The 18,104-nt window shown below is 55.3% G+C and carries 17 protein-coding genes, 1 tRNA gene and 1 pseudogene; 13 read left to right on the top strand and 6 right to left on the bottom strand.

The window, feature by feature from the left end:
• The first annotated feature begins 145 nt into the window (after nucleotides 1-145).
• Nucleotides 146-1,000, top strand: coding sequence for a motility associated factor glycosyltransferase family protein (locus tag ACR0B7_RS20365; protein WP_170486050.1), 855 nt, complete (start codon nucleotides 146-148; stop codon nucleotides 998-1,000).
• Nucleotides 1,001-1,003: 3 nt separating this feature from the next.
• On the opposite strand, the pseudogene ACR0B7_RS20360 reads toward ACR0B7_RS20365, so the two are convergent.
• Nucleotides 1,004-1,382: pseudogene (locus tag ACR0B7_RS20360) on the bottom strand (integrase core domain-containing protein); the annotation flags it as partial.
• A gap of 353 nt (nucleotides 1,383-1,735) precedes the next feature.
• On the opposite strand from ACR0B7_RS20360, the gene ACR0B7_RS20355 reads away from it, so the two are divergent.
• A complete protein-coding gene (locus tag ACR0B7_RS20355) occupies nucleotides 1,736-2,110 on the top strand; it encodes a hypothetical protein (protein WP_170570463.1) in 375 nt (124 codons plus the stop codon).
• A 355-nt stretch (nucleotides 2,111-2,465) separates the two neighbouring features.
• Here ACR0B7_RS20355 and ACR0B7_RS20350 read toward each other — a convergent pair whose 3' ends face one another.
• Complete coding sequence (locus ACR0B7_RS20350) at nucleotides 2,466-4,190, bottom strand: phosphoenolpyruvate hydrolase family protein (RefSeq protein WP_170570466.1); 1,725 nt, start codon at nucleotides 4,188-4,190, stop codon at nucleotides 2,466-2,468.
• Nucleotides 4,187-4,828, bottom strand: coding sequence for a phosphoenolpyruvate hydrolase family protein (locus tag ACR0B7_RS20345; protein WP_170486054.1), 642 nt, complete (start codon nucleotides 4,826-4,828; stop codon nucleotides 4,187-4,189). Before ACR0B7_RS20345 ends, ACR0B7_RS20350 begins: the two co-directional genes overlap by 4 nt.
• 188 nt (nucleotides 4,829-5,016) lie before the next feature.
• Between ACR0B7_RS20345 and ACR0B7_RS20340 the strand changes: the two genes are divergently transcribed.
• The 10 genes from ACR0B7_RS20340 to ACR0B7_RS20295 all read left to right on the top strand — a co-directional run bounded on the left by ACR0B7_RS20340 (nucleotide 5,017) and on the right by ACR0B7_RS20295 (nucleotide 13,448).
• Entirely contained in the window at nucleotides 5,017-5,883 is an 867-nt protein-coding gene (locus tag ACR0B7_RS20340) for a branched-chain amino acid ABC transporter permease (RefSeq protein ID WP_170486055.1), read from the top strand.
• Complete coding sequence (locus tag ACR0B7_RS20335; protein WP_170486056.1) at nucleotides 5,880-6,848, top strand: branched-chain amino acid ABC transporter permease; 969 nt, start codon at nucleotides 5,880-5,882, stop codon at nucleotides 6,846-6,848. Before ACR0B7_RS20340 ends, ACR0B7_RS20335 begins: the two co-directional genes overlap by 4 nt.
• Before the next feature lie 27 nt (nucleotides 6,849-6,875).
• A complete protein-coding gene (locus ACR0B7_RS20330; protein ID WP_170486057.1) occupies nucleotides 6,876-8,114 on the top strand; it encodes an ABC transporter substrate-binding protein in 1,239 nt (412 codons plus the stop codon).
• Nucleotides 8,105-8,878: an ABC transporter ATP-binding protein gene (locus ACR0B7_RS20325; protein WP_170486058.1), complete on the top strand. Its 774-nt coding sequence runs from the start codon at nucleotides 8,105-8,107 to the stop codon at nucleotides 8,876-8,878. Before ACR0B7_RS20330 ends, ACR0B7_RS20325 begins: the two co-directional genes overlap by 10 nt.
• Complete coding sequence (locus ACR0B7_RS20320; RefSeq protein ID WP_170486059.1) at nucleotides 8,868-9,587, top strand: branched-chain amino acid ABC transporter ATP-binding protein; 720 nt, start codon at nucleotides 8,868-8,870, stop codon at nucleotides 9,585-9,587. Before ACR0B7_RS20325 ends, ACR0B7_RS20320 begins: the two co-directional genes overlap by 11 nt.
• A 14-nt stretch (nucleotides 9,588-9,601) precedes the next feature.
• Entirely contained in the window at nucleotides 9,602-10,810 is a 1,209-nt protein-coding gene (locus tag ACR0B7_RS20315) for a Tm-1-like ATP-binding domain-containing protein (RefSeq protein ID WP_170577036.1), read from the top strand.
• A 1-nt stretch (nucleotide 10,811) separates the two neighbouring features.
• Nucleotides 10,812-11,675: a phosphoenolpyruvate hydrolase family protein gene (locus ACR0B7_RS20310; RefSeq protein WP_170486061.1), complete on the top strand. Its 864-nt coding sequence runs from the start codon at nucleotides 10,812-10,814 to the stop codon at nucleotides 11,673-11,675.
• Complete coding sequence (locus ACR0B7_RS20305; RefSeq protein ID WP_170486062.1) at nucleotides 11,672-12,115, top strand: SRPBCC family protein; 444 nt, start codon at nucleotides 11,672-11,674, stop codon at nucleotides 12,113-12,115. The genes ACR0B7_RS20310 and ACR0B7_RS20305 overlap by 4 nt, the downstream gene beginning before the upstream one ends.
• A 122-nt stretch (nucleotides 12,116-12,237) precedes the next feature.
• Nucleotides 12,238-12,579 carry a copper resistance CopC family protein gene (locus tag ACR0B7_RS20300; protein WP_170577037.1) on the top strand — a complete coding sequence of 114 codons (342 nt, stop codon included), beginning with the start codon at nucleotides 12,238-12,240 and terminating at the stop codon, nucleotides 12,577-12,579.
• A gap of 2 nt (nucleotides 12,580-12,581) precedes the next feature.
• The gene (locus tag ACR0B7_RS20295; protein WP_170486064.1) at nucleotides 12,582-13,448 is read left to right on the top strand and encodes a CopD family protein; all 867 of its coding nucleotides are present in this window, start codon (nucleotides 12,582-12,584) and stop codon (nucleotides 13,446-13,448) included.
• 162 nt (nucleotides 13,449-13,610) lie between these two features.
• On the opposite strand, the gene ACR0B7_RS20290 is transcribed toward ACR0B7_RS20295, so the two are convergent.
• Nucleotides 13,611-14,444, bottom strand: a complete 834-nt coding sequence (locus ACR0B7_RS20290) for a methyltransferase domain-containing protein (RefSeq protein ID WP_170577039.1) — start codon at nucleotides 14,442-14,444, stop codon at nucleotides 13,611-13,613.
• Nucleotides 14,445-14,803: 359 nt separating this feature from the next.
• On the opposite strand from ACR0B7_RS20290, the gene ACR0B7_RS20285 reads away from it, so the two are divergent.
• Entirely contained in the window at nucleotides 14,804-16,102 is a 1,299-nt protein-coding gene (locus tag ACR0B7_RS20285) for an adenylate/guanylate cyclase domain-containing protein (RefSeq protein WP_170486066.1), read from the top strand.
• 107 nt (nucleotides 16,103-16,209) lie between these two features.
• On the opposite strand, the gene ACR0B7_RS20280 is transcribed toward ACR0B7_RS20285, so the two are convergent.
• Nucleotides 16,210-17,403, bottom strand: a complete 1,194-nt coding sequence (locus ACR0B7_RS20280) for an adenylate/guanylate cyclase domain-containing protein (protein ID WP_170486067.1) — start codon at nucleotides 17,401-17,403, stop codon at nucleotides 16,210-16,212.
• A 610-nt stretch (nucleotides 17,404-18,013) separates the two neighbouring features.
• Nucleotides 18,014-18,090: transfer RNA gene (locus ACR0B7_RS20275), tRNA-Met, on the bottom strand.
• Between the last annotated feature and the right edge of the window lie 14 nt (nucleotides 18,091-18,104).

Genomic DNA, 18,104 nt, shown 5'->3' with positions numbered 1-18,104 from the left:
TCGCGCTGTCGCTTGGACTTCCCGGTCTTGGTTGCTATACGGTACTTCGATGAGTGGGCCATTTAGCCTTGCTCACGTTGTCGCTTAGTCACTAGATCCACAGGCCGCGCAAAAAGTTATCCAGTTTGGAGGTCGCTAATTTACCATGATTCCATTTTGGAAAATAAAAAGGGAGTTGAAGCGTGCGTTTGTGCCCGGGTATCGCGCCAGAATTTACTCACATGTCAGCAGGCGGGATAAAGACTACCTAAAGAGATTAACTGGAAAATACGCAGGAGAAAGATGTTTTGTCATTGGCAATGGCCCAAGCCTTACTGCCTCGGACCTTGAAAAGATAAAGGATGAGATATCGTTTGCTTCCAATAAAATCTTTCTGATTTACGATCAAACATCCTGGCGCCCCAGTTTCTATTGTGTTGAAGATAAATTGGTTTTCACCCAGTGTCTTGATGAAATACATAAACTGTATGGATGCGAAAAACTATTTCCCGTTAATATGTTTTCTGACAATAAAAGATTCGACGGCGCGGTTTGTTTTCCTACGATCCCACCCAAATATTGGGACAACCCGCTGAACGATCCCGAATTCCCTGAGTTCAATCCAGACCTGACCACAGGGATCGCCTGGGGGTCAACGATTGTTTACACCGAGATTCAATTGGCTATTGCTTTGGGCTTCACAGAAGTCTGCCTGCTGGGTTTAGACCACCAATACACCGACGGTAAAGCCTCTAAGGGCGAAAAGGGTGTTATGATCAGCGACGGAGAGCAGAACCATTTTCACCCGCTGTATCGTCCTCCGGGGGAAAAATGGCACTCGCCAAATTTGCATGTTCTGGAGGTTTCCTATGCAAAGGCCCGCTTGGAAGCAGAGAAATTAGGTGTACGCATTGTCAATTGCTCCAGACGCACGAGTCTAAATGTCTTTGAGCGGGAGGATCTGGAGAGTGTTCTAGCCCGTAGCTCGGGTGGTTGGACCGATTTGACTGGTCCAGTTTGATTGTTAATGCATGACTGGTCTCTGGTCCATCGGGGCAGTGGTTTCAGGTGCCGGCGGACGGTAACCCAATGCGCTGTGTGGTCTCTTGGCGTTGCAGCGCTTTCTTCAACTTTCTATGATGACTGGCGCTTCTTTCAATGAGTAGAAGGTTTCCCGGTTTATAAGTTTATCTCTGAACCGAGCGTTGAAACTCTCGACGTTGCCACTCTCCTAAGGACTGCCCAGGCTAGATGAAGGCTGTCTTGGCCCCTACAGCTCCGATCCAAGTTCGAACCGTTTTGGCAACGAACTCCGGTCCATTATCGCTGTGCACATATGCCTGCGGCCCTCTCGGGATGAAGAGATCGGTCAGAGCGTCGATCACCTCGATCGAGTTCAACTTGGGCTTCAACACTCGTGCCATCTCTCGAACTGTCCTAGCCTCCCAAAGTAGAGTGTATCTAGAGACACGCTATTGATAGCAAACTGCCTGCAATGGCGAGCGACCTGTACAAACAAGACTTCGGGTACTTTCGGTATTCTTTGGAATTGACTGATCATCTTCGCCCCTATTTCACAACGGCGTATAGCCCGCACAAACATTTTCGGGCTGGCCAATTGGCCAACATTCTTAGCCTGGGTCGACAAGACAATGCAGAAGAACTTAGTTCCAAAATTAGACTGGTTCTGCGCGATGAAGTGTGTGGAGGAATATCTAGACACAGCGGACACTTAAATTCGCCAAACGAGCTCAAGTTGGACGATATTCAATCAAACCTTAGAAAAATCGGTTTGTCGGATTGCATTGATAGTTCGGACCTTAGCAATCGACAGCTTCAATCTGTCGAAACCCTTTTACTAGCTACACTTTGGCAGAGTTATCGAACAGCTTTTGAAGAGGCCAGACAAGAAGCGGATTACATAGCGCAAACCGTTGAAAAGCTGAGTGGCAAGAATTCTGATTTCAGAAACCAAACTGGTGTCAAACGCTCTACGTTGTCCACGTGGCTGGATCGCGCCGAGTACAAAACACTCAACGCTCTCTCCAAGACCACCCTTTTTGGAGCCGGGTTCCAAAAACGAGTTACTCGTTCGGCATCTAATCGATATAGGAAAGAATACGACCAATAACCGTTTCAAACGTGTTTCTCACCAACCAATTTTACGATCTCAATATGTTTTGCGCAAAATGATAGTTAAAATTTGCCGGGGCGGACGCCATACACCCACGGTTTCGCAAAGCTAGTATACAAGGCGTCCGGCTTGTTTGTCGGTGTGGAATACGTATCAGAAAACTAGAACAGAGGTCGTAGTCATCGCAGTCACAAAGCCTCTTCACTGATCAGTCGTTCGGCTTGGTTGAAAAATTCAATAGCAGACAGGCCCAGCGAAAAAAGGCATGCGATCAACGGAACAACTTCGCCAGATTTGCCCCCGCAACGAAGGCCTGAAGGGTGAAATCCCGCAATCCAAAGCGGAATTGTGATCACGACTGAAGGCCGAACTTCTTGATTTTGTTATAGAGAGTTCGGGTGGTCATCCCCAGTTCCTGAGCGGTCTGCGCGCGGCGATATCCGTTGCGGGCAAGCGCCTCTGCGATCCAGTCGCGCTCAGAGACTGCGACCCGAGCCGGAATTTCATCCTCTTGCACCTTTGGAACGACCGCCGGCTTTCGGCGCAAGAAGTCGACAGTCTTGAGATCAATCGTAGCCCCATTAGACTTGCGAACAGCGCGCTGAACGGCGTGGTGCAGCTCTCTCACATTGCCGGGCCAATCGTGTTCCAGCATCAGCCGCAAGGCGGCGTTTGAGAATTTCGGAGCGTCGCCGCTTACCTTTTTCCCAAGATACATCGCCAACTCGGGGATATCATCCACCCGTTCGCGCAACGGCGGCAGTGTGATTTCGTGACCGGATATTCGGTAGTACAAGTCCTGACGAAACGCTTTCATCTCGACCTGGCTGAACAGGTCCCGAGTTGTGGTCGAAATGATCCGGGCATCGGCTCGTCTAAGCGTGTGATCACCGATCCGCTGCACCGTCTTTTCATCCGTGAACTTTAAGATTCGCCCCTGATGCTCGGGCTGCAATGCCGTGATTTCATCGAAGATTATTGAGCTGCCAGAGGCTTGCTCCAACGCGCCACGTTGGGCACCTGCCCCGCCATATGCACCGGACGCCCTGCCCAGCAGATGCACGCCGCCTTCCTCGCCCCCCAAGGCGGGACAATCTACGACTACAGGCTGCCGCCGGGCTGCCGGGCCCGCCTCGTGCAGCCTGAGCGCCGCACGGCTTTTGCCGGTTCCGGTCTCGCCAACCAGCAGAACAGGGATGTCTTCATAAGCCAGATCATCCAATTCTTCGCGGATCATCTGCATGGCGACGGAGGAGCCAACCAAGTCGTTCTCAATATTTGAAAGGCCAGATTGAATGCGCGACAGACTTGGAATGGCGGTAAAGCCTTTCGTGACCTCGCTGAGAGTTTGCTCGACAGGCAAGCGGTCCAGCGTCGAGCCGGCAACAAACCCCTGCACACCACAGATGCGGGTAATCGCCAACGCTTCCTCTGGCGAGGTGATGGGGCCGCCATGACACAGTTTGTCAACCGACGCAGGCACGCCCTCCAGCACACGTTGGATCTGTGCTGCGGCAGTTTCCAGCGTCAGGTGCGTGCTGACGCCAGTTCCTCCGCTTGTGAAGCCCACGTTGACGCAGATGGCCGTTGCGCCTGCATCGACCATCCTTCGTGCCTGAGCATTTGTGAGAACATAAACGAAGGTGCCCAGACCGGCCCGAGTTGCCTCTTGAACCAATTCTATCTCGCGGTCGAACCCCAGCCCCTCGCGCTCCATCAAAGCGCCAAGCCGCCCGTCTATCAGCGTTGTTGAAGGAAAGTTGCATATGCCCGAAAAGCCAAGACGTTTGGTTCTTTGTACCAGCTCGCCAATGTCGAGATCGGGATCACTAACCGAAAACCCCGCGTAGATCGGCGCAGAGCAACGCCCCAGCATTTCGCGTTCGGCAAATTCGATAACCCAGTCATTGGCGGACCGAACAGGCAGAAAGCTCGTCAAGGACGAGGCGCCTTGCACCCGAAAACGCCCTGCATTCAATGCCAGCAGGTAATCGGCCCCAGCTTTGTCTGCGGCCTTTGCCGTCAGGCCCGATCCAACGACGGCAGCAAAAAGGAAGTTTCGGTCACGAATGGTCACGATGCGCCCTCGCACCAAATCAGTCCATCTACCTCGAGGCTGCTGAGTGGGACCATGCGTTCGTGCCATACCGATGTATAGGCCAGCACGCGGACGTGTTTCGCCTCATCCCGGATCGTTTCGATTAGCCTTTGAAGCGAGCCCAGAACCAACGAGCCGCTGTCCGGGCTTTCCACGTCCAATAGTCCGGGATGCAGAACGAGATGATCCAACCCGGCCTTCACAGCGGCGCGGGCCTGCGTCAACGAGATGAAGAATGCAAGCGTCTGAAACCCGGCGTCCTTGGCGCGGGCCAGAAACGCATACTCAAATTCCGGTGACGCCGGAATAGTGGACATGGACTGACGCAAGCTGCCGTCCAACAGGATAGAGGACGGCCAGTTCGCCACACCGCGATACCCCATCTCAAAAAGTTGCGAGAACATGGTCGCCTCGGACCCGAACGGATCGCTGGCCAATATCGCGGCCCAATCGCCTTGTCGCGACTTTTCGCGCAGCACACGGTTGTGGTCGAGCCGGGGCATCACAAAGGCCAAGTCGGATTGGGAAACCGTCAGCCCAGCCAGAGCCGGACAGTAAATACGGTCACTCAAGTCAGGGTTAGCCGAGAGCGACCCAGTCAGTGTCAGGTTTTTCATGATTATGTATAGGAAAATTTTTCCGCAGTTGAGAAGTGATTTCTCATTTTTTCCTATTTCCCAAGAAAAGCACCAAACGAAACAAGATCAACACTCTGATTATAAACAAAAATATTTCCAACCGCGATTCGCACTAATGCTGTGTCACCCCCGAAAACTCGGACATGATTTCCTCAACGGGAGGAATCATGACTTTATTTCTAATCGTCACCCTGAACGGGCTGACGCTTGCAGCACTCTACTTTTTGGCCGCCAGCGGGTTCAGCCTGATCTTTGGCCTGATGCGGACTGTGAATATGGCCCATGGTGCGTTGCTGCTTTTGGGTGGTTATGTCGGCTATAGCATTGTCGAAACAACCGGTTCATGGGGATTGGGTGTTGTGGGTGGCGGCTTGGCCGCTGCCTTGGCCGGAGCGATAGTGCAGGCCGGGATTCTTGGCTGGATGCAGGGCGATGAGCTTCGCCAGACCCTCGCTTCGATTGCGATTTCGATTATCATGGCGGATCTCATGCTTTGGTACTGGGGCGGGCTGACCTATCAGGTGCAACTGCCCGAAGCTCTGGCCGGTGGGCAGCGCTTGCCTGTCCTGGGCGTCGGATATGCCAATATACGCCTCGCGCTGATGGGGTTTGCGTTGGCCACGGGCGTCGCTCTTTGGTTCCTGATCCAGCGTACTCGGTTCGGAGCCGTGATCCGCGCCGGCGTAGACGATCAGGACATGTTGCGCGCACTTGGCTATCCGATCAACCGCATCTTTATCTTGGTGTTTGCCTTGGGCGGCATGCTCGCCGGCATGGCAGGTGTGGTCGCGGCAAGCGCGTTGTCCATCGCGCCGGGAACAGACCTTCAGTTTCTACTGTCTTCGCTGGTCGTCGTGATCGTTGGTGGCATGGGCTCGATCGGAGGGGCCGCATTGGGCGCCCTGCTGGTTGGCCTGGCCGAACAATACGGGCTGGCCTACGCACCCACCTACGGCGTCGTGTTCACATTTGCGATCATGGTTCTCGTCCTGGCGGTTCGTCCGCAAGGCTTGATGGGGAAAGCGGAACAATGAAACAGTCTCTTATCCTCGTTCCCCTTCTGGCCCTGCCGTTTGCCTTGAACGATTTCTGGCTAACACAAGTCGCAACACGGTCCCTGATCCTTGGGACAATGGCGCTAAGCCTCAGCTTTCTGGCCACCTATCTGGGCGTCGTGTCTTTCGTACAGGCGACAATGGCCGGGATCGCGGGCTATACCATCGCCTATTTCGGACCCAACACCGTCGGGATCGGAGTACCGCTGTCTTTCTGGTTATCGATCCCGCTGGCGCTGATCCTTGCGACGGCATCCGGTGCCTTGGTTGGCCTGATCGCGCGCCGATCCCGTGGAATCTACGCCATTATGATCACATTGGCGATTGGCGTGGCCTTCTTCTATTTCACCCGCCAGAACTACACCCTTTTCAACGGCTGGACCGGGTTCTCTGGCGTTCGCGCGCCTGAGATTGGCGGCATAAGCCTGCGAAACCCTGTGCCACTTTACCTGCTTTCGCTTGGAGTGGCCGCGCTGGCGTTGGCTTTGGTCAGTGGCTTTGTCCGCTCGCCTCTGGGCCTGACCATTCAAGCGGTACGGGATGCGCCGGGGCGTGTTCTTGCGCTGGGAATTTCTGTCACCACACCAATCATAGCTGCCTTTGCCTTTTCAGGTCTGTTGGCAGGGACCGGTGGCATCCTGAACGTCTGGTATCAAGAGCGTATCTCGTCCTTCTCGGTCGGCCTTGGACCCATCATCGACATCCTGATCATTTCGGTAATCGGCGGTCTACGCCATCCCGGTGGAGCCTTCGTCGGAGCAGTGGTCTTTGTCCTTCTGGACACTTTCGCCGTCGATCTGATCGACCGCGAGCGGTTTAACACGCTGATCGGCGCTGTCCTGCTGCTGATCGTCATCGTCGCTCCGGGCGGATTGCAACAACTGGCCGGCGACTGGCTTGCCCGTCTACGCACCCCGGAAACTAAAGAAAAATCAACTGTCTGAGCAAACTCATAGGGAGGAACCTAAGAAATGAACAAGCTCAAAATGGCTGCATCCGCACTTGCCTTGTGCGCAGTGGCGGTCCCGGCATCTGCCGAAGACGTCAAGGTCGGTGTGATCTCGATCCTGGAAGGCGCGTTTGCCGCGCTGGGCCAGGACGGAATTCGCGGCGCGGAACTCGCGGTGCTTGAAACTGGAGGAGAGGTTGACGGCAACAAGATCGAAGTCATCACCATGTCGTCCGACGCCAGCCCCGACAGTGCCGTGAACGCGGCGCGAAAGCTGATCGAACAGGACGGCGTCGATATCATCGTCGGCCCGCTGTCAGGTTCTGAAGGTCTGGCGCTGCGTGACCTTTCCAAATCCTATCCCGGCGTGACCTTCCTGAACGGTTCTTCGGCGGCACAGGACACGACGCTGCGCGACGGTTCCGAGAACTTCTACCGTTTCGGCGGCGATGGCGCGCAGTGGATGGTCGGTGTGGGCGATTACGCCTTTAACGACATGGGCTACAAATCCGTAGCCGTAATCGCCGAGGATTATTCCTTCCCCTATACACAGGTTCTGGGCTTCATGACCGAATTCTGTGAGGCAGGCGGCACGGTGCCCGAGAAGTTCTGGACCCCGATCGGCAACAAGGACTATTCCTCGGTTGTCTACTCGATCCCGGATGATGTTGATGCGTTGTTCGTGGCGCTGGGTGGCGCGGATGCCGTGAACTTCCTGACCCAGTATAGCCAGGCTGGAGGCGAAAAGCCGATCATTGGTGGCTCGATCACCATCGACCAGTCGATCCTGGACAGCAAAGGCCCGTTCAAGAAACTTTTGGTGGGCGCACCCGCTGGCACTCCGACCGTTGGCGACTATGACGGCGACGAGTGGAAGGCCTTCACCGCCAGCTACACCGAAGCCTTCCCGGATGGCTTCTCGGCCCCGTCGATCTTTGCGCATCACTACTACATGAGCGCGAAGGCCGCGATGCTGGCGCTGGACGAGGTGGACGGCGATCTTTCGGATGACCAAGCGGCCTTCCGCGCTGCGCTGAATGACCTGACCTTCACCACGCCCACCGGTGGCACTATGCGTCTGGACAAGAACCGCAATGGCGTGATCGACAACTTTGTGACCGAAGTCTACGAACGTGAAGACGGCTCGCTGGGTAATCGCGTCGTTAAGGTTGTGCGCGATGTGGATCAGCTGCTGGGACAGGACGAAGACGTTTTCCTGGCGTCGGGTCCGGTTAGCCGGGACAACCCCTCGTGCCCGTAAGCCTCTCAGATAATAACACCAATGCCCTGGAGGTCCGGGGCATTGGTAAACGCTTTGGCGGGTTCTGGGCGGTTCAGGATATCGACCTGACCGTCCGGCCCGGAGAGCGTCGCGCGATCCTTGGACCGAACGGAGCAGGCAAGACCAGCCTGTTCAACGTGCTGACCGGGGATACCAGCGCCACGACCGGCTCGATCACCTTGTTTGGCGACAGCGTGACGCGCGAGCCGATCAACAAGAGAATTCAACGTGGGCTGCGCCGCACGTATCAGCACGCCCATCTGTTCAACGGCCTGACCGTGCGCGACACGCTGTTTCTGGCCGTTGCGGGTGTGCGCGGCGGCTGGCTGCAGGTGTTGCCCTTGCGGGCCAGCGATGACCGGCTGGCCGAGGCCGAACGACTGGCCGAGGTTGCAGGCGTGACCGATGTGCTGGACCGCGAAACCTCGGAACTCAGCCACGGTCAGCGGCGACAGCTTGAGATCGGGATCGCGCTGGCCGAGAACCCGAAGATTTTGCTGTTGGACGAACCGGCGGCAGGGTTGTCACCTGCCGAACGTCCTAAACTCAGCGCGTTGCTTATGTCTTTGCCCAAGGACGTGACAGTCGTGTTGATCGAACACGATATGGATATTGCCTTGCAGACCTCGGAAAGTGTCTCGGTCCTTTATAACGGGCGGATGCTGGCCGAAGGCTCGCCCGACGAGATCATGCGCAACGAAGACGTACACCGCGTATATATCGGAGGTGCTCATGGCCACTGATGATCTGCTTGAGATCCGCGGAGTGGACCTGCGCTATGGCTCGAGCCACGTTCTGCACGGGGTCGATCTGAGCCTCGACGCGCGCCCATTGGGCATTCTTGGCCGCAACGGGATGGGAAAAACCAGTCTCTGCAACGCGATCATGGGGTTGCATCCACATTCCGCCGGGGAAATCCGGTTTGATGGCGTGGATATGACTGGCCTGCCCCCTGAGAAACGTGCGCAAATGGGGATCGGCTATGTTCCTCAAGGGCGGCGAGTCTTCCGGTCTCTGACGGTTGAGGAACATCTGAAGATCGTCGAACGCAAGGGGGGAGCCTGGTCGATTGACCGCGTGTACGAGACGTTCCCGCGCCTCAAGGAACGCCGCCGCAATCTGGGCAACAGACTGTCCGGTGGCGAGCAGCAGATGCTGGCAATTGGGCGCGCCTTGTTGCTGAATCCACGCCTGATGGTGTTGGACGAACCCACCGAAGGACTGGCCCCGGCGATTGTTTCTGACGTGATTGACCTGATCGAATTGATTGCACGCGAAGGTATCGCAGTGCTGCTGGTCGAGCAGAACATGCACGCAGCGCTGGCGGCCGTACAGGATGTGGCCATCATGGTTGGCGGAGAAGTCGTCGAGCGGATGACAGCAGAAGCTCTGGAAAACGATCCGGCGATGCAGAAAAGCCATCTTGGGCTTGAACCCGGTCAGTCGGGCTAAGGGAGGGAGAAAGGATGCCAAAAAGAGCTTACGTGATCGGCACCGCCGACACCAAAGGGCCGGAATTGCGATATGTGCGCGATCTGATCGACGCAGCAGGGGTGGAAACCGTTCTCGTCAATGTCGGCACCAAGGGCGGTGAGACCGGCGTGGATGTAACGGCCGCCAGCGTCGCCGCCAGCCACCCCGACGGCCCGGCCGCAGTGTTCGTCAACGATCGCGGACAAGCCGTAACCGAGATGTCGCGGGCCCTGTCTGCCTTCGTTCTGGGCCGCGACGATCTGGGCGGCATCATTGGATTGGGCGGCTCGGGTGGTTCAGGGATAATTGCCCCTGCCATGCAGGCTTTGCCGATCGGGGTGCCCAAGGTGTTGGTATCGACCTTGGCCTCGGGCGATGTCTCGGCCTATGTTGGCGCGTCGGATGTGAACATGTTCCACCCGGTGACGGACGTGTCCGGTCTGAACCGGGTTTCACGTCGATTGCTGGGCAATGCGGCCCACGCCCTTGCAGGCATGATGACGAACGATGTTCCCGAAAATTCCGACGACCGCCCCGCATTGTTTCTGTCGATGTTCGGCGTGACGACCCCTGCGGTACAAGCCATCACTGATGGGCTAGCCAGCGAATATGATTGCCTGGTGTTCCACGCCACCGGCAGCGGAGGCCGGTCGATGGAACAATTGGTAGATCAGGGCGATGTGGCCGGTGTGCTCGACATCACCACGACCGAGATTTGCGACCTGATCGTGGGTGGAATGCTCAGCGCTGGCGAAGAACGGCTGGACAGTATCGCGCGTACAGAGCTGCCTTATGTGGGATCGTGCGGGGCGCTCGACATGGCTAATTTCTGGGCACCGGAATCCGTTCCCGCCCAGTTCAAAGGGCGCAATTTCTATCACCACAATGCTCAGGTCACCCTAATGCGCTCCACGTCCGAGGAATGCGCACAGATCGGCACATGGATCGGCAACAAGCTGAACGCCTGCGACGGTCCGGTCCGTTTTCTTTTGCCGCTTCGCGGTGTCTCGGCGCTGGATATCGAAGGCGGCGCCTTTCATGACCCGGCCGCGAATGACGCACTTTTTCAGGCGCTGCGCGACACGGTGATCCAGACCCCGGACCGACAACTTGTCGAACTGGACATGCACATCAACGATCCCGCCTTTGCCGAGGCTGCGATCAGCAATTTCAATGAAATCTACATCGGGAAGGATACCTGAAATGGCCGTCACGGGACGCACGGAAATCCTCAACCGCCTGAAGGCGAAAATCGCGACTAACAAGGTCATCGTGGGCGGAGGCGCAGGCACCGGACTATCCGCAAAATGCGAAGAGGCGGGTGGCATCGACCTGATCGTCATCTACAACTCTGGCCGGTATCGCATGGCAGGCCGGGGATCATTGGCCGGTTACATGTCTTACGGCAACGCCAATGAAATCGTCGTCGACATGGGGCGCGAGGTTCTGCCTGTTGTAAAGAATGTGCCCGTTCTGGCTGGGGTAAACGCCACCGACCCGTTCTGTATCATGGACAAATTTCTGGACGACCTAAGCGCGATGGGTTTCGCCGGAGTTCAGAATTTTCCCACCGTCGGGATCATCGACGGACGCTTTCGCCGCGAGCTTGAGGCGACTGGCATGTCCTATGACATGGAGGTCGAAATGATCGCCAAAGCCCGCGAACGCGACTTGCTGACCACGCCTTACGTGTTCAGCGCCGACAACGCCGCAGAAATGGCCAAGGCGGGTGCGGACGTGATCGTGGCGCACTTTGGCCTGACAACCGGCGGATCGATCGGAGCCGGTGACAGCGCACCGGATATCGCCGAATGCGCGCGGCTCTACGATGAATGGGCCGCCGCCGCGCGCGCCTATCGCGACGACCTGATCTTTATCTGTCACGGCGGTCCACTGGCCGAGCCTGAGGACGCGCAGAAATTTCTTGATCTCTGCCCTGATTGCCATGGCTTCTATGGTGCGTCCTCAATGGAACGCCTACCCACCGAGCGGGCAATAACGGCCCAAACTGCCGAATTTGGCAAACTGCGGCGCGGCGCGCGCGTAACAGAAGGAGTGTCCCAATGATCCGAGCTTATTCCTCAACCATCATCGCTGTGCCGGTCGATCAGGTCTGGGAGCGCGTGCGTGATTTCAACGGTCTCCCCAACTGGCACCCGGCGGCCACCGACAGCCGGATCGAGGAAGGTCGCGCCAACGGCGAGATCGGCTGCGTTCGCAATTTCGCACTGACTGACGGATCGGGACGTATCCGGGAAACTCTGTTGTCGCTCTCACATACAGACCGCGAGCTGACATATGACATGCTGCCGAATGGTCCACTGCCGTTCGTAGACTACGTCGCCAGAATGAAATTCTCGCCAGTCACAGACCGCAGTGAAACCTTCGCCGAATGGTGGGCTGAATTCGAGGCTGGCGACGGGCAAACTGACCACTGGCACCGCTTTGTCGAGAACGATGTCTTCCTGGGAGGGTTCCGCGCCCTCGAAAACAGCTTTCAGGGTTAAAGCCGGACCACTTCAAACAAACGTGTCCTCCATGGTAGGCTTGAGGTGAGGTGACGTCGCAATTGCGATCGCGTACATTCGTGAAATCCAGCGCGCCAATAGAGTAGACCGAGGATGGCCACATGAAGAAGATCGCAATACTTGCACTCATTGCTGTGCTTCCCAGCGGCGTACTGGCACATTCCAAGATCGAAGAAACAACCCCAGCCGATGGGACTACAGTGCCCACTGTGCCTGCTGAGATCGCCCTCAATTTCTCCAAGGACATCCGGCTGACACGGATAGAAATGGCCCATGATGAGGACTCGGCCATACGCTTGGACCTGGGTGGCCAGACAAGTTTTGGTCAGGCGTTCAAGATCTCATTTCCGGCCAACGGAACTGGCACATATGTCATCGAATGGCGTGGCTTAGGTGAAGACGGCCACGCGATGCAGGGCGAGTTCTCCTTTACCGTGGAATGAGCATGCCAGACATCTGGGGAATTGCTGCAATCCTCGCAAAGCTAATGCTCTACATCGGATTTGCCGGGTCTACCGGGATTGTCATCGTAAATAGCCTCTATTCGGGTTTGGTAACTCCAATAAGCCTTGCGCTGAAACGCCAAGCCATGGTGTTGGCATGGCTTTCTCTCGTGGCAACGGTATTTGGTTTCCTGCTTCGTGGCGCTGCCCTGGCAGGCGGCTTGGATGGGATGTTCGACCCGGCGATGCTTGGTCTACTTTGGCAGACGTCCGTAGGCGACGTACTAATTTACCGAGTTGTCGGCGCAGCATTGATCCTTGTGGGATTGTCCCTTCCTCGCTTTGGTCACTGGGTCGCACTGGGGGGTGGTGCGTTGGCCCTGTGGTCCTTTGCGCGGATCGGGCACGTGCCCGAACTAGAGAGTGTTGGTGTCCAACTCTTGCTCGTGCTGCACCTGCTATGTGTGGCCTTCTGGCTGGGTATCTTTAGCCCGTTACGGAGGTTGGCCCTGATGCCTAAGCAGCTGACCACTGCTGCTGAACTGGGGCATAGGTTTGGGCAAGCTGCTGCAATGGTCGTACCAACTTTGATCGTGGCAGGTCTCTGGATGGCTTGGTTGCTTGTTGGCAATCTCCAAGGGCTCTTGTTCACCGGCTACGGGCGGGCACTGTTGTTCAAAGTGTTCCTTGTAGGGCTGCTGTTGATCCTCGCCGCCGCAAACAAGTTCCGGTTTGTTCCGGCCATGCAAGCCGGAGACGCAAAAGCAGCGCAACATCTCGCCCGATCCATCGAAATTGAAGCGCTAGTCGTTTTCGTGGTTCTGGCGACAACGGCGACACTCACGACCGTACTAACGCTTCCGCATTGAGGTATTCTGAGATGAACAAAAACCTGTGTGCACGGGCTATATGCAGCATTAGTACGAACGTCACTGCAGATCATGAATTGCGAAACTGAGACCTGACGACCTGACGGGGCCACTACACAGAACACTGCGTCTCATGCCACGGGGTCAGTCTGAAAGGATTGTCTAAGCTGCGGTTGCCACTGTCACAACAGCGGGAATTGGTACGTCCCATTCAGGTCCGGCGCCATGCTTCTCGAGCACCTTTGACACTACCGCTGCTCGGATGGCCGCTGCACACTCGGGGGGTTGCGGGCGCAAAAGGGCACCGCCGCGGGCTGTCCCCTCAAGAAAGAAATCATAGGGCGCGCCGGGATCACCAACGCGCCACTTGGATGCAACAGTGGACTGATGGCAATCGGTAAACCCGACCCTCTCCAACACTGGAAAGGCGATTGCCGGATACGCATAGTCATTGGCTCCGGGGCCAGGTGGCAAGGATATTTCTGGAGACCCATATTGGCCAATGGCGCCAAAGACATACCCAAGAGCCGTATCAACGTCCGGCCCGCACCAGACTGAAAACGCCAGCCGCCCACCGGGCCGGAGAACGCGGCGAGCCTCGGCCAAAACTCGCGGCGGGTCTGGCACATGCGGCATCCCGAACCCGATCGTCACGACGTCAAATGTCTGATCCTCAAAGTCGAGAGACATGGCATCGCCCTCGACGAACTGGGCGTCAGGCACGGCAGATCGGGCCATTTCGAGCATAGCCGGCGAGAAATCCAACCCCGTCACACGCGCACCTGCCTTGTACAAACCCGCCGTAACATTGCCCTGACCACAACATAGGTCGAGGGCAGCGACGCCCGGTCCAGCCCGAACCGCCGCCACCAAGGTCGGGACAACCATGTCTGCGGCCTTGGCAAACACTGTCGCATAGGACTGTGCTACTTCGGGTTTCGCCCACTCGCGCCTTTCGAGTGCAGCGAAAGTATCCGGCTTCTGGATGTCTGACATCCCTTCCCCTTTCCCTCTGCGCCCCCTCAATGAACAGTTGGATAAGGATCAATGTCAACGATCAAGCCAAGCAGACATTCGGCAAACCCCGCTTAGCTACTACGAAGCAGGTGTAGCCAAACCGAAGGATGATTAATCCTCAGTGTCAAAAAATGACAAGCAATTGGCTCGACGTCGCAATGGTTTAGACTTATTCAGAATACATACAGAAATAATCTTGCTGTTCAGTCTTGGGGTGGTCCGGGCAGTAAGGGGGAGGTTTAGCAGGGTCAGAGTGAATGCCTGCTGCTATTTCCCAATTTCATGTGTGATAGCTTCCCCCCACTTAACTTGTGCCCAAAGAGTAAGGGATCTCGGTAATGAATGCTGAACAGTTCTTTAACCAAAAAACAATTTTGGATCTAAGTTTCTTCAACTTCAGAAACGCAATAACAGCAGCATACTTCGCCAATCGAGAGCTCGAAATACAAAGGGTCAATGACAACTTTCGGAATTTCTTTCCCATACTGGGCAACGTCACGAACGCTTCGATGCCGGACGTATTGGAACAACTTGGGATACCCGGAACTCAAATTGACAAGTACATTGAGGATCTGAACGAAAAAGGATCAGTCCTGCTGCCAAAAGTCGAGATTGCAGTGAACGGCGAAAATCGTTTCTTTTCACTGCTCTCGGCGCATACATCCGATAGCGACTTCTCCTATCTAAACGGTGTACAGGGCCAGTTCGTCGACCGCACGGACGAGTGGAATTTGCGGCGCGAGCGTGAAGAGCTCTTGAGCCAAAAGATCAAAGACCGAGAGCTTATAGAAGAAAAAAGCAGGCAACTTGAAAATCTGGCCAACAGGTTGGCAAAATATCTGTCTCCGCAAATTTACAACAGCATATTCTCGGAAACTGAAGATACGTCCCTGACGCACAAAAGAAAAAACCTCACAATTTTCTTCTCGGATATCGTTCACTTTACAGATTTGAGCGACACCCTTGAACCTGAGCGACTGGCAATCGTCATCAACTCGTACCTTTCGGAAATGACAAATGTTGCGCTTGAGTATGGGGGGACCATAGACAAATTTATCGGCGACGCGGTGTTGGTGTTTTTCGGTGACCCCGAAACACAGGGGGATGTGGAAGACGCCCTACGATGTGTGGAAATGGCATTGAAGATGCAAGCGCGCATTTCCTCCCTACAGGGATATTGGAAGAAAAATGGAGTCCCGAGCGATCTGCAAGTTCGCATGGGGATAGCGACCGGATACTGTACTGTCGGAAACTTCGGATCCGAGCAGCGGTTGGATTACACAGTGCTGGGCAGCCCGGTAAACCTTGCGGCGCGCTTACAGGAAATGGCAGCACCAGACACCATACTTGTTGATCAGAATACGCTTTCGCTGATTGAGGACCATGTAGACAGCAAGTTGAAAGGCGAAATTACACCAAAAGGTTTCGCCAGATCGGTCAGATATTTTGAGGTTGGTGGCCTGACCGAAGAAGCGCGTTTCAGTGAAAGCCGGAAATTGTCTCACATCGGCGAACACGTAGAAGTCAATGTTCTCGACAGCTCTGACATCCGCGCAGCGATCGAAGAACTGGCCGAAATTCAAAAACGTTTTGAACAACAACTTAATCGCCCTTCGAGCGAGGGAAGTGATCGCTGAACCGATTTTGCTGCAGTGGTGGAAATTCGGCCGCTCTATTTCAGCAGCACGACCCGAGACGGCTCGTCATGGGCAGATTGCCAGTTGAAACGATTGACCAAGCGACTTCAACCGGCCCGTGGTGCAAACTCCGGGAGAGTGTAGACCTGCGTTGATTGTGACATGCCTGCCAATTGATGCCGTCCCAAAGGCTCAAGCCGCGTCGTAACGTCGGCTGCAAATTCCGAGGACATTACCAAAGGTGTTTTCAGAGGCTTGCACAAACCTTCAAGCCGGTTGACCTGGTTAACTGCCGGACCAATCGTGGTGAAATCCAGCCGGCGTTCCGTACCAACGTTTCCATACATTACGGAACCTCTATGCAAGGCAATTCCAAACTCGATTTTGCCGCCGTGCTTTTGCCAGACGATGTTCTTTTCCTTGGCGCGGGCGAGGCACTCCAACACAGAAGACAATGCGGCGCGGCACATGTCGACCGCTGGCCTCGACTTTTTATCAACCGGGAAGATCGCCATAACCGCGTCGCCGATAAACTTGAGGATTTCACCGCCGTGGTCTTCGACGGCCCCGGCCGTGCAGTCAAAATAGTCGTTAATCAACGCAAGATATTGGTCCATTGGCATGTCTTCGGCCAATCGGCTGGAGTTTCTAAGATCACAGTAAAACAAAATGCAATCGATCGCCCCTCCGTCGCCGCGCTCGATGACGCCATCCAGCACACGGTTTCCTGAATAGCTTCCGAGGTAGGCGTCCATCAAACCCTGCGCAAGAATTCGCGATTGCGCGTTCTTTATGACCAAGGCCAAGGCAGGCATAAGCGCCCGAATGTAGTTGATTTCGGAATCGCTGAATCCGCCAATACGACGTGTGGTAATCGACATCATGACGCCCTCCATTCCCGGTGGAAAATCCGACCAACGACTGGTGTCATCGCGATGGTAGCTTTCAAATTGAACGAGGTAGTCAGTCACGCCGTCTGATCTAAGGTCTTCAAGGATCGGAAAGCTGGGCTTGGTCAGTCCGTCTTCCAGCTTGTAGCGCCGAAATGACTCTCCGCTATGCGCCAAGTCAAAAAAAGGAGAATTGCGGAACCCAGGCGTCGCAAGCTGATCTCTTGGCGTCAGGTCCGCCTTTGCTTGGTCGTCACGAACCGTCCAAATTACATTCAGCGCACCGAAATTTGGATGCAGGACCATACCTCCGATGTTGATCCTGACGACGGGTATACCCGCAGAAACCAAAAGATTGCCAAAACCTTGAACGACGTCTTCGGCCTTGGTATCGCGAAGGCCACTTTTCATCAGCCAAGTGGCAACACTATCCAAAAGTGGTGACCTGCTGAATTCAATCATACCGAGAAACTTTCATTTTCAAAAAGCGATTTGAAGCAACTCGGGCCTGGAACCTGGGGCAGCTTGTTTCCATAGGCACAGGAAACCTTGCGCCGAGCGTTCCACCTCCTTTTAGCACAACACTGTTATTCGGTCCTAGCTAGGCGGGCACGGTTGGGCTTGCCAAGAGTCGTTCCCTCTCGATCCAACTTCAGATTTGAGTCCCAGCGAATGTTTCCAAATATCTAATTCTTCGTAAGCGCCCATGAAAACTACCTCGACGTTGCCAGAATCTTTTCGGTTTCGTTTTTTGTATTTGCCAATTGATAGATGGGTTTAAGCAAAGGAAAAAGAACAATATTTCTAGACCATTTCGAACGGATTCCGGCTTCACAGCGCATGTCTTGAACCGTCTTAATCTGGGCAACCGAGTCTTGATAATTTCTCAGCGTTTCTTTCAAATCCGAGAGGGCTGTATTTTGCTCTCTAGCGTAGCACCGGTGTAGCACCGGGCGTTGGAGCCCCAAACGCAAGAAGCGCCCCTTTGGGCGCTAAATGCTTGATATCTGACGTTTAATTTTGGTTGCGGGAGCAGGATTTGAACCTGCGACCTTCAGGTTATGAGCCTGACGAGCTACCGGGCTGCTCCATCCCGCGTCAGAGTCAGATTT

Source organism: Ruegeria sp. BB6 (assembly GCF_056539385.1).
Note: the sequence above shows the minus strand (reverse complement) of the source record. Positions and strands in the feature narration are given on the sequence as shown.

Coding starts and splice junctions, on each gene's coding strand:
- ACR0B7_RS20305 (WP_170486062.1), top strand. CDS start 11,672: ATGATCCGAGCTTATTCCTCAACCATCATCGCTGTGCCGGTCGATCAG.
- ACR0B7_RS20290 (WP_170577039.1), bottom strand. CDS start 14,444: ATGTCAGACATCCAGAAGCCGGATACTTTCGCTGCACTCGAAAGGCGC.
- ACR0B7_RS20335 (WP_170486056.1), top strand. CDS start 5,880: ATGAAACAGTCTCTTATCCTCGTTCCCCTTCTGGCCCTGCCGTTTGCC.
- ACR0B7_RS20330 (WP_170486057.1), top strand. CDS start 6,876: ATGAACAAGCTCAAAATGGCTGCATCCGCACTTGCCTTGTGCGCAGTG.
- ACR0B7_RS20300 (WP_170577037.1), top strand. CDS start 12,238: ATGAAGAAGATCGCAATACTTGCACTCATTGCTGTGCTTCCCAGCGGC.
- ACR0B7_RS20315 (WP_170577036.1), top strand. CDS start 9,602: ATGCCAAAAAGAGCTTACGTGATCGGCACCGCCGACACCAAAGGGCCG.
- ACR0B7_RS20365 (WP_170486050.1), top strand. CDS start 146: ATGATTCCATTTTGGAAAATAAAAAGGGAGTTGAAGCGTGCGTTTGTG.
- ACR0B7_RS20320 (WP_170486059.1), top strand. CDS start 8,868: ATGGCCACTGATGATCTGCTTGAGATCCGCGGAGTGGACCTGCGCTAT.
- ACR0B7_RS20310 (WP_170486061.1), top strand. CDS start 10,812: ATGGCCGTCACGGGACGCACGGAAATCCTCAACCGCCTGAAGGCGAAA.
- ACR0B7_RS20345 (WP_170486054.1), bottom strand. CDS start 4,828: ATGAAAAACCTGACACTGACTGGGTCGCTCTCGGCTAACCCTGACTTG.
- ACR0B7_RS20285 (WP_170486066.1), top strand. CDS start 14,804: ATGAATGCTGAACAGTTCTTTAACCAAAAAACAATTTTGGATCTAAGT.
- ACR0B7_RS20280 (WP_170486067.1), bottom strand. CDS start 17,403: ATGAAAAGTGGCCTTCGCGATACCAAGGCCGAAGACGTCGTTCAAGGT.
- ACR0B7_RS20340 (WP_170486055.1), top strand. CDS start 5,017: ATGACTTTATTTCTAATCGTCACCCTGAACGGGCTGACGCTTGCAGCA.
- ACR0B7_RS20295 (WP_170486064.1), top strand. CDS start 12,582: ATGCCAGACATCTGGGGAATTGCTGCAATCCTCGCAAAGCTAATGCTC.